This window comes from Nocardiopsis moroccensis, from assembly GCF_055763695.1.
Genome location: NZ_CP199747.1, coordinates 5,268,677 through 5,281,235, shown reverse-complemented (window position 1 = coordinate 5,281,235; position 12,559 = coordinate 5,268,677). Strand labels below are relative to the sequence as shown.

The 12,559-nt window shown below is 73.1% G+C and carries 10 protein-coding genes; 3 read left to right on the top strand and 7 right to left on the bottom strand.

Annotation, left to right across the window (positions count from 1 at the left end):
• Positions 1 to 271: 271 nt before the first annotated feature.
• Positions 272 to 475, top strand: coding sequence for a cold-shock protein (locus ACUKCB_RS23270; protein ID WP_191267677.1), 204 nt, complete (start codon positions 272 to 274; stop codon positions 473 to 475).
• A gap of 253 nt (positions 476 to 728) precedes the next feature.
• Positions 729 to 2,255: a DEAD/DEAH box helicase gene (locus tag ACUKCB_RS23265; RefSeq protein WP_473037725.1), complete on the top strand. Its 1,527-nt coding sequence runs from the start codon at positions 729 to 731 to the stop codon at positions 2,253 to 2,255.
• A gap of 74 nt (positions 2,256 to 2,329) precedes the next feature.
• Here ACUKCB_RS23265 and ACUKCB_RS23260 read toward each other — a convergent pair whose 3' ends face one another.
• The 4 genes from ACUKCB_RS23260 to ACUKCB_RS23245 all read right to left on the bottom strand — a co-directional run bounded on the left by ACUKCB_RS23260 (position 2,330) and on the right by ACUKCB_RS23245 (position 5,900).
• Positions 2,330 to 3,511 (bottom strand): M20/M25/M40 family metallo-hydrolase, encoded by a 1,182-nt coding sequence (locus ACUKCB_RS23260; protein WP_473037724.1) that lies wholly within the window; start codon positions 3,509 to 3,511, stop codon positions 2,330 to 2,332.
• Positions 3,512 to 3,560: 49 nt separating this feature from the next.
• Positions 3,561 to 4,505, bottom strand: coding sequence for a DMT family transporter (locus ACUKCB_RS23255; RefSeq protein ID WP_473037723.1), 945 nt, complete (start codon positions 4,503 to 4,505; stop codon positions 3,561 to 3,563).
• 102 nt (positions 4,506 to 4,607) lie between these two features.
• Positions 4,608 to 4,766, bottom strand: coding sequence for a hypothetical protein (locus tag ACUKCB_RS23250; RefSeq protein ID WP_473037722.1), 159 nt, complete (start codon positions 4,764 to 4,766; stop codon positions 4,608 to 4,610).
• Between the two features lie 132 nt (positions 4,767 to 4,898).
• Positions 4,899 to 5,900 (bottom strand): helix-turn-helix transcriptional regulator, encoded by a 1,002-nt coding sequence (locus tag ACUKCB_RS23245; RefSeq protein ID WP_473037721.1) that lies wholly within the window; start codon positions 5,898 to 5,900, stop codon positions 4,899 to 4,901.
• 134 nt (positions 5,901 to 6,034) lie between these two features.
• Here ACUKCB_RS23245 and ACUKCB_RS23240 point away from each other — a divergent pair, with 134 nt between their 5' ends.
• Positions 6,035 to 6,289, top strand: coding sequence for a hypothetical protein (locus ACUKCB_RS23240; RefSeq protein ID WP_473037720.1), 255 nt, complete (start codon positions 6,035 to 6,037; stop codon positions 6,287 to 6,289).
• A gap of 5 nt (positions 6,290 to 6,294) precedes the next feature.
• Here ACUKCB_RS23240 and atzF read toward each other — a convergent pair whose 3' ends face one another.
• The 3 genes from atzF to ACUKCB_RS23225 all read right to left on the bottom strand — a co-directional run bounded on the left by atzF (position 6,295) and on the right by ACUKCB_RS23225 (position 12,454).
• Entirely contained in the window at positions 6,295 to 7,998 is a 1,704-nt protein-coding gene (gene atzF / locus ACUKCB_RS23235) for an allophanate hydrolase (RefSeq protein WP_473037719.1), read from the bottom strand.
• A complete protein-coding gene (gene uca / locus ACUKCB_RS23230) occupies positions 7,998 to 11,660 on the bottom strand; it encodes an urea carboxylase (protein ID WP_473037717.1) in 3,663 nt (1,220 codons plus the stop codon). Before uca ends, atzF begins: the two co-directional genes overlap by 1 nt.
• 65 nt (positions 11,661 to 11,725) lie before the next feature.
• The gene (locus ACUKCB_RS23225) at positions 11,726 to 12,454 is read right to left on the bottom strand and encodes a GntR family transcriptional regulator (protein ID WP_473037716.1); all 729 of its coding nucleotides are present in this window, start codon (positions 12,452 to 12,454) and stop codon (positions 11,726 to 11,728) included.
• Between the last annotated feature and the right edge of the window lie 105 nt (positions 12,455 to 12,559).

Below are 12,559 nucleotides of genomic sequence, written 5' to 3'. Positions count from 1 at the left end.
GGACGCGACGGGGCCCTTTCGCGTCCGAAAAACCCCGCCCACCTGGGAAACCCCGGGTGAACACCCCGGGGGCCCCGATCGTTACCACGTTCGGCGGTGCCTTGTGACACACCCCGATTATCCGCAGGATCGGAAACCCTGTGCTAGGTTTAACGAAGTTGCAGTCGTGATACCCGTTTGGATTTACATCGTTTTCGGGTGATCACCGCGGTGACGGGAAAATCGTCAGACCGCGGTTTTCTTAACATGCTCCCGAGCGAGAGGTACATCCATGGCTACTGGCAAAGTCAAGTGGTTCAACGGCGACAAGGGCTTCGGCTTCATCGAGCAGGACGGCGGCGGCGCTGACGTCTTCGCCCACTACTCGGCAATTCAGGCCAACGGCTACCGCGAGCTCGCGGAAGGCCAGGCCGTCGAGTTCGACGTCACCCAGGGCGCCAAGGGTCTCCAGGCTGACAACATCACCCTGATCTGACCGAACACGCCCTAAGGCTGTTCAGACGGCAGGGGCCCGCCCTCAGGGCGCAGGGCCCCTGTCCGTTTTACTGTTTCCAGGACCGGGTTTCTGGCCGTCGTTCTCCGACTGGCACCGGTCCAACCGCCACGACCCCGGGATTTCCGTGCGGGCCGTGGATCTCTATGCATTTCCTCCGGCGCACACCCGGTGCCACAGGCCGAAGCCCCCAGGGGTTTCCCGCCCGGCAAGCGCCGTCGGCGAAAGGTCTTACATGAACCATCCTCGCGCCAACACGCGTCACGGCCGTCCCTCCGGCGGTCCCGGCGGTTTCAACCGTCAGCGCCCCCGCCGCTCCTTCGACGGCCCCCGCGGCGGCTACCAGGGCCGTTCCGGCGGCGGACGCTCCGGCGGTGAGTTCGCGCTCCCCGTCACCGTCAACCCCGGGCTCGACCCGGTGGACGACTTCCAGAACCTGGAGATGCCCGCGCCGCTGAAGTCGACGCTGACCCGCCAGGGCCTGACCACCCCGTCCGCGATCCAGGCGGCCACCCTGCCGAACTCGCTGGCCGGACGCGACGTCCTGGGCCGCAGCCAGACCGGTTCGGGCAAGACGCTCGCCTTCGGCCTGGCCCTCCTGGCCCGGCTCGACGGCCGCAGCGCGAACGAGCACCGCCCCATGGCCGTGGTCCTCGCGCCGACCCGCGAGCTCGCCCAGCAGGTCACCGACTCCCTCACCCCCTACGCCCGTTCGGTGCGGGTGCGCATGGCCACCGTGGTGGGCGGCATGCCCATCCACCGCCAGGCCCGCGCCCTGCGCCAGGGTGTCGAGCTGCTCGTGGCCACCCCGGGCCGCCTGCGCGACCTGATGGAGCGCGGCGACTGCGTCCTGGACGAGGTCGAGGCCGTCGTCCTGGACGAGGCCGACCAGATGACCGACATGGGCTTCATGCCGCAGGTCACCGCGATCCTGGAGCAGGTGCCGGCCGACGGCCAGCGCATGCTCTTCTCGGCCACCCTGGACCGGAACGTGGACCAGCTGGTCCGCCGCTTCCTCAACGACCCGGTGGTCCACTCGGTCGACCCGTCCGAGGGCGCCGTCTCCACCATGGAGCACCACGTCCTGCACGTGGCGCACGCGGACAAGATGTCCACCGCCACCCACATCGCGGCGCGCGAGGGCCAGGTCCTGATGTTCCTGGACACCAAGCACGCGGTGGACCGGATGGCCCAGCACCTGCTGGACAGCGGCGTCCGGGCGGCTCCGCTGCACGGCGGCCGGTCCCAGCCCCAGCGCACCCGCACCCTCAAGCAGTTCAAGGAGGGCACGGTCACCGCGCTGATCGCCACGAACGTCGCCGCCCGCGGCATCCACGTGGACGGTCTGGACCTGGTCGTGAACATCGACCCGCCCACGGACCACAAGGACTACCTGCACCGCGGCGGCCGTACCGCCCGCGCCGGTGAGTCCGGCAACGTGGTCACCCTCGTGACGCCCAACCAGCGCCGCGAGATGACCCGCCTGATGCACCGCGCCCGGATCGAGGCGCAGACCGCCCAGGTGAACGCCGACGACCCGGAGCTGGCCCGCGTGACCGGGGCCCGCACCCCGTCCGGTGTGCCGGTGTCCCTGCCGAGCGAGCCCCGCCGGGAGAACCGTCAGCGCGGCCCGCGCGGCGGCGGCTACGGCGGCTCCCGCGGTGGCGGCTACGGCGGTTCGCGCGGCGGCTTCGGCGGCGGCGGTTCCCGTGGGGGCTCGTCCTCCCGCGGACGCCGTCCCCGTCCGGCCGCGCAGGCCTAGCCGACGGCGACAGCGGTCACGGAGCCCCGTCACCCCTTCGCGGGTGGCGGGGCTCCGTCGTGTCCGGGGTCGCCTCACACCGCGGCGAGTTCGGCCGCGCGCAGGCCGGGCAGCTTCGCCTCGCCCAACCGCACCACCGCGTCCAGCAGCGCCTGCGCGCCCAGCACGAGCTGCCGGTCCGGGGTGTGCTCCCGGTTGGAGTGCGAGAAACCCCCGGTGGAGGGGACGAACAGCATCGCGGTGGGGACACCGGTGGAGATGACCGAGGCGTCGTGGCCGGCGTAGGACAGCATCGGACGGCACCTGTCGGTGTGCTCGCGGCAGGCCTCCTCCACGACACCGAGGACCTGGGCGTCGAACTCGGCCGCGGCCTTGGCGCTGGTGCGCTCCAGGTTCGCCGTGCACTTCTCCTCCGCGCTCGCGGCGGCCAGGAAGTCGGTGAGGTCCCCTTCGATGCCGTCGAGGACCTGGTCGCTTCCGGCCCGGATCTCCAGCTCCACGTGCGCGGTGCCGGGGACGACGTTGGCCGCGGCCGGACCGAACGTGACCACCCCGGCGTTGCCGACCGCGTCCGGGTCCCTGTCCTGGCAGAGGGACCTCAGCCGCAGGGCGACCCGGGAGGCCACCCGCCCGGCGTCCTGCCTCAGCTCGAACGGGGTCGTTCCGGCGTGGTTGGCCTGTCCGCTGACGGTGACGGTATAGCGGCGCACACCCACGATGCCGGTGACCGGGGCCAGGTCGATCCCCTCCCGCTCCATCCGCGGCCCCTGTTCGACGTGGAGTTCGAGGTAGCCGACCAGTTCCCGGGCGTGGGGGCTGTTGACGAGGGCGGTGGAGCCGGTCAGGCCTCCCCTGCTCCCCTCCATGACGCCCTCCTCGTCGAACCAGGACACGGTCTCGGTGTGGTCGGCCATGGGGTGGTCGTTCTCGTGCAGGGTGCGCAGGACCTCCATGGCGGCGACGACCCCGTAGGCGCCGTCCAGGTGGCCCGCGGCGGGGACCGTGTCGGAGTGGGAGCCGATGAGCAGCCAGGGCCCGGAGGTGTCACCGCGTCTGGAGAGGACGTTGCCCGTGGCGTCGTAGCGGGAGTGGAGCCCCGCCACCCGCATGGTCTTGTCGATCCAGTCCCTGGCGGCCATGTCCGCCTCGTTGCCGGCGATGCGCCAGATCGCGCCGTCCTGCCCGGCGCCGATCTGGGCGAGCCGTCGGATGTCCTTCAGGAGTCGTGCTTCGTTGATCCGCGGAACGGGGGGCATGCGGTTCTCCTTCATCTGTGGGTCGGGGGTGCCTGCGGCGGGGTCCGGGTCACCTGCGGGAGGAGGCCAGGGCCACGCCCGTCAGGACCAGGACCGTGCAGACGACCTGGGCTCCGGTAACGGGTTCGGCGATGGTCAGGTAGGCCAGGACGGCGACGCAGACCGGCTGCAGGTAGTAGACGACGCCGGCCCGGGTGGCGCCGATCAGCTCCACCGCCTTGTTCCAGAGGAAGAAGGCCAGGGCGGAGGAGGCCGCACCGATGTAGAGCAGGGCCGACAGGTTGCCCGTGGTGGGGGTGAACCCGCCCTCCAGCACCAGGGAGACAGCCAGTGCGGGCAGCAGCATGACCAGACCGAACAGGACCGTCGCCGCGAGGAAGACCACCGCGGGCACCTGCTTGGGCTTGCGTTTGAGCAGGGCGGAGTACCCGGCGAAGGTGAGCATGGCGGCGATCATCCACAGGTCTCCGGGGGCGAAGTCCATCCGCAGGAGCACACCGACGTCGCCCTTGGTGATCAGGGCGACCACGGCGGCGAGGGCGATGAGCATGCCCGCGACGCGCACGGCCGGGAGCCGTTCGCCGCCGATGACCGCGAACACCGCGATCGCGACCGGGGACACCGCGGCGATGAGGGCGAGGTTGGTCGCCGAGGTGGTCTGTCCGGCGACGTAGATGAGGGTGTTGAAGAGCGTGACCCCGAGCAGGCTGACGAGCGCGATGTAGCGGGCGTGTTCCCGAATCGTGCGCCGGTGCTCCCACAGGCCGCGGGCGGCGAACGGGGCCAGGACGGCCAGGGCGATGGCCCACCGCCAGAAGGCCGTCTGGACCGGCGGGATCTCCCCCGAGACGGCTCGGGCGATGACGAAGTTCCCGGACCAGATGAGGGTGGCCGCCGCTGCGAGGAGCGGGCCGAGCCACACCGCCCAGCTCAGGACGCGGGCGGTGGACGGCCTTTCGGCCTCGGGGTCGGCGGGGGTGTCTGTGGCGGTCACGTCGGTTGACCCTCCTTCGGATCATCGGATGGATGGTGGCCGGTCCTGACCGTTGGCAGGTCACGGCCGGCGGCAGGTGACAGGTGCGGGCAGCGGTGCCGGTCAGCTCCAACCCGCGCTGTCGTCGTTCGAGGGGACGGCGCCGGCGGCCGTGGCGGCGTGCGGCGCACCGGCGGTGGCGGGCCCGGTCGGCAGGACCGGACCGGCGAGGACGGCGGCGAGGGCGGCGGCTGCGATGCGGGCGGCGAGCTTGCGGAACATGGGCGTACTCCTCCACGGCTGGGGGTTCGAGGGGTGTGCCCGCACCGTTTCCGGAACCGGGCAGGCACCACGATGCCGTCCGCGCGGTGGGCCGGGAAGGGTTTCGGGGTGGCAGCAAGCGCCCCGGCAGGCTCATGCCCGGGGGAGCCAGCCCCGTCTCTGCGCGATGACCCCCGCCTCGAACCGGGAACGCGCGCCCAGGCGCCGCATGAGCGAGGCCATCATGCGGCGTGCGGTGCGCACACCGATGCCCAGGTGGCGGGCGGCCACCTCGTCGGTCATCCCCTGGGACAGGAGTCTGAGCATCTGCCGTTCCTGGCCGTCGGGGGCGTCCCCGCCGTCCGCGCGCCCCTCGCGGTCGGCCGTGGCGCCGAACGGGTTCGCCTGCTCCCACACCACCGTGTGCAGTTCCGCCAGCGCGGTGATGACACCGGGGCCGGAAAGCTGGACCGCTCCGGCGCCCGTGTCCTCGGGGTCCAGGGGGAGCAGCGCCGCGGAGCGGTCGAACAGCACCATGCGGACGGGGAGCACCGGCACGGTCCGCACGGCGGCCCCGTTCTCCGTCAGCCACCGCGCGTATCCGAGGGTGCCGTGGTCGTTGCGGACGGAGTCCTGGTAGAGCGTGCGCATGTCCACGCCGCGTTCGAGCAGCATCTCGTCCAGGGGCCGGGAGGCCTCCAGCTGGGCGTGCGGCTGCGCGCCTCCCGGGTGGAAGGACCAGATCCGTTCGGTGCAGGCGTGGGTGAGCCGTTCCAGGCGGTCCTGCACCTGTTCGATCGAGCACATCTCCTCGCCCGGCCGCCCGCCCCCGGGGCGCGCGGCCCCGGTCTCCAGAGCCTCCAGGGCGGCTGCGCGGCCGGCGGCCAGACGCTCCTGGGCGCGGTGGACCTCTCCTTCGCGACGGGCCAGGAGGATCTGCACGGCGACCTCCAGCCCGACCGGCCGCAGGACCGAGGAGTCGGCGAACTTCGGCCGCAGCAGGCGGAGTTCGGTGAGGTGGTCCAGCGCGGTGTGGACCCGGGTCTCGGACAGGACCAGATGGGAGGCGATCTGCGCCACCCCCCATCCGGGATGGTCGACCATGGCCCGGTAGACGGACTCGGTGGTGGCGTCGATTCCGAGTGCGGACAGCACACAACCCCCCATGAGGTGAACGGTGTGCGGCCGGAGGTGATTCTCGCACAGGTCCCGGGCGTGTTGCTGCCGGGCCGCTTCCTGTCAGGGCGCGGGCCTGTCGCGCGGGTTCCGTTGTCACCAGGCTGGCGGACATGCTCATTCTGGCCGTGACCATCGTCGGAGACAGCGACCGCACCCCGCCCCCGGGGCTGGTGGACATCCTGTGGGCGCTGGCCGGACCCGCGGAGCGGGTCGAACACATCCACGTCGCCCCGGGGGCGGGGTCCGCCGTCATCACCTACTTCGTGGGGGCCACGGACGACCTGGCCGCCCTGTGCTCGGTCCGGGCGCTGACGGTGCGTGCGCTGGCCCGCGCGCCCGCGCTGCGGGGCTGGCTGCCCCGCTGAGGCGGTCAGCCCCGCAGGGACTCCAGGTAGGCCGGCCAACCGCCGTGGCGGGTGATGTCCTCGGCCCCCTCGGCCGCGGCCGGTTCGCAGCCGAAACCGACCACGGTCCGCCCGTCGGCGAGGGTGACGGCGCCGAGCGACATCGGGGCGGGAAGCGCGGCCAGGAAGGCGCCCAGTCCGGCCGGGGAGATCGACCACACCTCGCAGCGCAGTGCCGAACCCCCGTCGTTCACCCGCAGCAGCCCGGGTTTGGCCGGCGTCGTCGCGAGAGCCACCATCCGGTAGTCCCCGCTGGTCGCGGTCGCCTCCACGAACCTGGCGCCCAGCTCGGTGAGCTGGTGGTTGAGCGGCTGTCCGCGCAGGTGCGCGCCGAACACCGCCAACTCCACCCCGGTGCCGGGCAGAGCCCGACCGGGTTCCTCGCCGGTGATCAGCCCGGCCAGGTCCAGGGCCGCCTGGTCCTCGAAGGCGCGGGTGACCACGGTGACCCCGAACGTGTGGCCGTCGGCGGTTCCTGCGGGGACGGCTACCGCCGCCAGGTCGAGCAGGTTGACGAAGTTGGTGTAGGTGCCCAGGCGCGAGTTCTCACCCACCGGGTCGGCCGCCACCTCGGCCAGCGTCGGGTGGCCCACGGTGGTCGGCACCAGCAGCCCGTCGAACCCGTCCAGCAGCCCCCGCGCCAGGGCCCGGTACTCGACCAGCCGGTGCTGGTCGGCGGCGAGCCGGGTGGCGGGCAGGTCTGCGGCGGCCAGGATGATTCCGGCGACGGTGGGGTCGGTGTCCGGGCGGTCACGGTGCTCCGCCAGGAACGCGCCCACCGCCGCGTGCCGCTCGGCGACCAGGGCGCCGTCGTAGAGCAGCCGGGCCGCCTCCAGCAGCGGGGCGATGTCCACCTCCTCGACCTGGACCCCCGCACCGGCCAGGGCGGCCACCGCCTTCCGGAAGGCCTCCCGCTCCCCGTCGCTGAGCGGGGCCAGCCCGTCCGCGTCCGGGATCGCCGTCCGTGCCGGGTTCCGGGGGGCCAGGCGCACGTCGGCGGGCCAGTCGCGGCTGGCCGGGTCCCGGGGGTCGGGGCCGGTCATCACCTTCAGGACCCGCTGACCGCAGGCCAGGTCCCGGGCGAACACGGTCACGCAGTCGTACGGTTCGGCGGCGGGCACGACCCCGGTCTTGGGCACCAGGCCCAGGGTGGGTTTGAGGCCGACGAGGCCGTGCAGGGCGGCGGGCACCCGGCCGGATCCGGCGGTGTCGGTGCCCAGTGCGACGTCGGCGATGCCCAGGGCCACCGCCACGGCCGAGCCCGAGCTGGACCCCCCGGAGATCCGGGCGGGGTCGAGGGCGTTGCGGACCGCGCCGTAGGGGCTGCGGGTCCCCACGAGACCGGTGGCGAACTGGTCCAGGTTGGTCTTGCCGAGCACCAGTGCTCCGGCGTCCACCAGGCGTCGCACGGCGGTCGCGCTCACCTCGGGGGTGTACGCGAAACCCGGGTGCCCGGCGGTGGTGGGCAGGCCCGCGACGTCGATGTTGTCCTTGACCGCCACCAGGGTGCCCGCCAGCGGCAGCCCCTCCCCCGCGGCCAGGCGCTCCTCCAACGCCTCGGCCTCCGCCGACAGCTCCTGTTCGGGACGCAGCGCGATCCAGACCTCCGACCGGTCGGCCTCGGTGATCCTGCGGTAGGCGGCGCGAACCCTTTCGGTGGGTGCGGGCATCAGGCGGTCTCCCCTTCGGTGATGACGGCCAGGGCGTGCCCCGGGTCCAGGTGCTGGCCCGGGCTGACGAGGACCTCGGCGACGGTTCCGGCCGCGGGGGCCCGGACCACCACCTCCAGCTTCATCGCCTCCAGCCGGACGACGGGCTGCCCCTGGCGGACAGTCTCGCCCGGTTCCACGTCCACCTTCCAGACACTCGCGGACAGCGGTGCCTGCACCAGGGAGGCGCCGGGCGGCAGGTCCGGTCCCTGGGCGGGCGCGGTCGGCTCGGGTTCGGGCCTGTCCTCGAACTCGCCCACCTCCTCCCAGCGCCGCCGCTCGGCCTCGAAGGCGGTGGCCTGACGGCGCTCGAACTCCGCGATGGAGTCGGCGTTCTCGGCCAGGAAGCGCTCGTGGTCGGCGAGGACGAACTCGCCCTCGGCGACCTCCGGTTCGTGACGCCCGGCGAGCAGGTCGGCGCGGATGTCCAACAGTTCCTGATGCCCGACCGGGTACCAGGTGATCCGGTCGAAGAACCGCAGCAGCCAGGGTGTTCCGGGCTCGAACCGCCCGTACTGGCGCAGGCCGGACCAGATCGGCACGGTGCGGCCGATGAGCTGGTAGCCGCCCGGGCTCTCCATCCCGTACACGCACAGGTAGGCGCCGCCGATGCCCACACCGGCCTCGGGGGTCCAGGTGCGAGCGGGGCTGTACTTGGTGGTGACCAGCCGGTGCCGGGGGTCCAGCGGGGTGGCGGCGGGCGCGCCCAGGTACACGTCGCCCAGGCCCAGTACCAGGTAGGAGGCGTCGAAGACGATGTCGCGGACCTGGTCGACGCTGTCGAGGCCGTTGATGCGGCGGATGAACTCGATGTTGTCGGGGTTCCAGGGGGCGTCGTCACGCACCCCGGTCCCGTAACGGGCGATGGCCTCGTGGATGGAGGGGTCGTCGAAGGACATCGGCAGGTGCAGGGTGCGGCTGGGCACCCGCAGCCGGGAGGTCGGCGGCAGTTGCGCCTCGATCTCCTGGAGCAGACCCAGGAGCGTGCGCAGCGGCAGGACCTCGGGGTCGGTGTGCAGGTGCAGGGAGCGCACACCCGGGGTGGTGTCCACGATGCCCCGGGGTGCGGCCCGGTCCAGGGCCGCCATCAGCGCGTGGACGCGCATGCGCAGGCCCAGGTCCAGCACCATCGGCCCGTACTCGACGAGGAGGTTGTCGTGTCCGCCGCGCCGGTAGGTGACCTCCGGGGTGTCCTCGCCCGCGGGGACGCGGGCCAGCACGCCGTCGTCACCGTCGGATCCGCTGCCGCGCAGCAGGGCTGCGGCCGCGGGTTCGGTGTGCAGCCGTTCGGCGGCGGCCTCGGTGACCGGGTGGAACCGGACGGTGTCGCCGGGGCGGAGCTGGCCGATCTTCCACCGGGCGCCGGTGACCACGGTGACCGGGCAGACGAACCCGCCGAGGCTGGGTCCGTCGGGGCCCAGGAGCACGGGGGTGTCGCCGGAGAGGTTGACCGCGCCGACGGAGTAAGCGGTGTCGTGCACGTTGGAGGGGTGCAGTCCGGCCTGGCCGCCGTCGGGGCGGGCCCAGGTCTGTTTGGGTCCGGACAGGCGGACGCCGTTGCGGGCGGACTGCGGATGGACCCGCCAGGCGGTGGCGTAGAAGTCGGCGAGGCCGTCGCGGGTGAGGAACTCGGGGGCCGCGTGCGGGCCCTCGGAGACCTCGATGTCCCAGTGGGCGCCGTCGCCCGTCCCGGCCCCGCCGCCCCGGCCGGGCGCGGGGAAAGCGGGGCGGTCGGCCTCGGGGACCGGGCGCGGTTCCGCGGTGCCCTCCGGGGAGCCGGAGGACGGCCGGCCGGTACCGGTGCCGTTCGCCGCCGGGCGGAGCACGTCGCCCGGGCGCAGGGCGCGGCCCGCGTGCCCGCCGTACTCCCCGGCGGTGAACGTGGAGGCGCTGCCCAGGTACTCGGGGACGTCCAGGCCGCCACGGAACAGCACGTAGGTGCGCATGCCCGGTCCGGTGGCGGGGCCGACGTCGAGCAGCGTGCCCGCGGGCACCCGCACAGGCTCCCACTGCGGCACCGGGTCGCCGTCCACGGTGACGTCGGCGGGGGCGCCGGTCACGCACACGGTGGCGGCGTGCGTGAAGCGCAGCGCCGGGCCCTCCATCGTGCACTCCAGGCCCGCCGCCCCCTCGGGGTTGCCCAGGGCGGTGTTGCCCAGGCGCAGCGACAGGTCGTCCACGGCGCCCGACGGGGGCACACCGACCTGCCAGTACCCGGTGCGGCCCGGGAAGTCCTGGACGGTGGTGAGGGTGCCCGCGCGCTCCACCTCGATGCGCGGTTCGGGGTCGCCGACCCTCACGCAGGTGGCGGTGGTGTGGGTGGCCGCGCGGACCTGCGGGTGGACGGTCAGGGCGCGCAGCAGACCCAGGTTGGTCTGCACCCCGTCGATCCGTACCCGGGCCAGGGCGCGGCCGAGCCGGTCCAGCGCGTCCGCGCGATCCTCGCCGCGCACGATCACCTTGGCGAGCATGGGGTCGTAGTCGCTGGTCACCCGCTGGCCGGTCTCCACCCAGCCGTCCACCCGGACGTCGGCGGGGACCTCCACCCGGGTGAGCAGGCCGGAGCTGGGACGGAAGTCGTGGGCGGGGTCCTCGGCGTACACGCGGGCCTCGACGGCGTGGCCGGTGCGGGCCGGACCCCGGGGCGGGACACCGGAGAGCACGTCCTCGCCGCGGGCCAGGCGCAGCATCCAGGCGACCAGGTCGATCCCGGCGATCTCCTCGGTGACCGGGTGTTCGACCTGGAGCCGGGTGTTGACCTCCAGGAAGGAGGCCTCCCCGCGTTCGACGTCGTAGACGAACTCCACCGTCCCGGCGCTGCGGTAGGACATCCCGGCGCACAGTTCACGGGCGGTGCGGTGGAGTTCGGCGCGCAGGGCGTCGGGCAGGTCGGGGGCGGGGGCCTCCTCCACGACCTTCTGGTTGCGGCGCTGGAGCGAGCAGTCGCGGTCCCCGAGGGTCACCACGTTGCCGTGGCCGTCACCGAAGACCTGCACCTCGATGTGCCGGGCCTCGGACACGAAACGTTCCACGAACACGCCGCCGTCACCGAAGTGCGTCCGCGCCATCCGGCTGACCTGGTCGAAGGCGGAGCGCAGGGAGTCCTCGTCGAAGCAGGGGCGCAGACCGATCCCGCCGCCGCCCGAGGTGGACTTGAGGATCACCGGGTAGCCGATGCGCTCCGCGGCCCGCACCGCCTGCCCGACGTCGGGGAGGGTCTCGCTGCCCGCGACCATGGGCAACCCGGCCGCGGCCGCGGCCTTGCGGGCGGTGTGCTTGTCGCCGAACTCCTCCAGGTGACGGGGCTCGGGTCCGACGAACACGAGTCCGGCGGCCTCCACGGCGTGTGCGAACTCCGCGCTCTCGGACAGGAACCCGTACCCCGGGTGGACGGCGCCGGCCCCGGTCGCGACGGCCGCGGCGAGGACGCGTTCGATGTCGAGGTAGCTCTGGGAGGCGGGCGCCGGGCCGAGGCGGACGGCCTCGTCGGCCATCCGGGTGTGCGGTGCTCCCGCGTCGGCGTCGGAGTAGACAGCGATGGTGCGCAGGCCCGTCTCCCGGGCGGAACGGATGATGCGGCAGGCGATCTCGCCGCGGTTGGCGACGAGCACGGAGTCGAACACGGGGCTCTCCCTCGGGTCGGGGACTGGGTCGGCGGTCGGGAGTGCGAGAGGTGCGGCGAGGGGGTTCAGAGGCGGTCGGTGTGCAGAGCCATCCGGGTCAGGGCCCCTCGGGCCCGTTCGAGCACGACCTCCATGGAGGCGCCCACGTGTTCGTGCAGGGCCCGGTAGGCGGAGTCGAGTTCGTCGGCGCGCAGGTGCTCGACGATCCGGACGTGCTCGGTGATGGTCGAGGCGATCCGGTCCTCGGTGCGGAAGTCGTACATGCGCACGCGGCGGATCCGCTGGTTGACGGAGACCAGCGACTCGGTGAGGGCCGCGTTTCCGGAGGCCCGGGACAGGGCGGCGTGGAACTCCTCGTCGAGGAGGACGAACGAGGGGTCGGGCGCGGGCGGGTCGGCGCGCAGTTTCTCCCAGCGCTCCAGTTGGTCGGCGAGGATCCGCGGGTCGTGCCGGATGGTGCGGTCCTCCACGGCGCGGGCGATACCGCGGAGTTCGAGGGTGACCCGGAGCTCGTAGAGGTCGCGCAGCTCGGCGAGGTCGGGGACGGTGACGTAGAAGCCGTTGTCGCGGCGTTCGACCAGGCCGTCGGAGTGGAGCCGGGCCAGGGCCTCGCGGACGGGGGTGCGGGAGACCCCGAAGCGTTCGGCGAGCCGGACCTCGCCCAGACGGGTGTGGGGCGTGACGCGGCCGCTCAGCACCTCCTCGCGCATGAGGGCGTGGACCCGGTCGCGGCGGGAGACGGCGGTGTTCCCGGTTCCGGCCGGGTCGGGCCGCGTATACAGCGGTGTGTCCATGGGCCCAGACGCTAGGAAGCGCTTGTTTCACCGGTCCTGTTGCCGGGTGAAGCCTGGGTTTCCCCGTGTTTCGTCGTTTTCCGGCGTGTTTCGCGCCCGGCCGTA

Excerpts from the sequence above, each read along its gene's own strand:
- ACUKCB_RS23240 (WP_473037720.1), top strand. The coding sequence starts at position 6,035 with ATGCTCATTCTGGCCGTGACCATCGTCGGAGACAGCGACCGCACCCCG.
- ACUKCB_RS23270 (WP_191267677.1), top strand. The coding sequence starts at position 272 with ATGGCTACTGGCAAAGTCAAGTGGTTCAACGGCGACAAGGGCTTCGGC.
- atzF (WP_473037719.1), bottom strand. The coding sequence starts at position 7,998 with ATGCCCGCACCCACCGAAAGGGTTCGCGCCGCCTACCGCAGGATCACC.
- ACUKCB_RS23260 (WP_473037724.1), bottom strand. The coding sequence starts at position 3,511 with ATGCCCCCCGTTCCGCGGATCAACGAAGCACGACTCCTGAAGGACATC.
- ACUKCB_RS23265 (WP_473037725.1), top strand. The coding sequence starts at position 729 with ATGAACCATCCTCGCGCCAACACGCGTCACGGCCGTCCCTCCGGCGGT.
- ACUKCB_RS23250 (WP_473037722.1), bottom strand. The coding sequence starts at position 4,766 with ATGTTCCGCAAGCTCGCCGCCCGCATCGCAGCCGCCGCCCTCGCCGCC.
- ACUKCB_RS23225 (WP_473037716.1), bottom strand. The coding sequence starts at position 12,454 with ATGGACACACCGCTGTATACGCGGCCCGACCCGGCCGGAACCGGGAAC.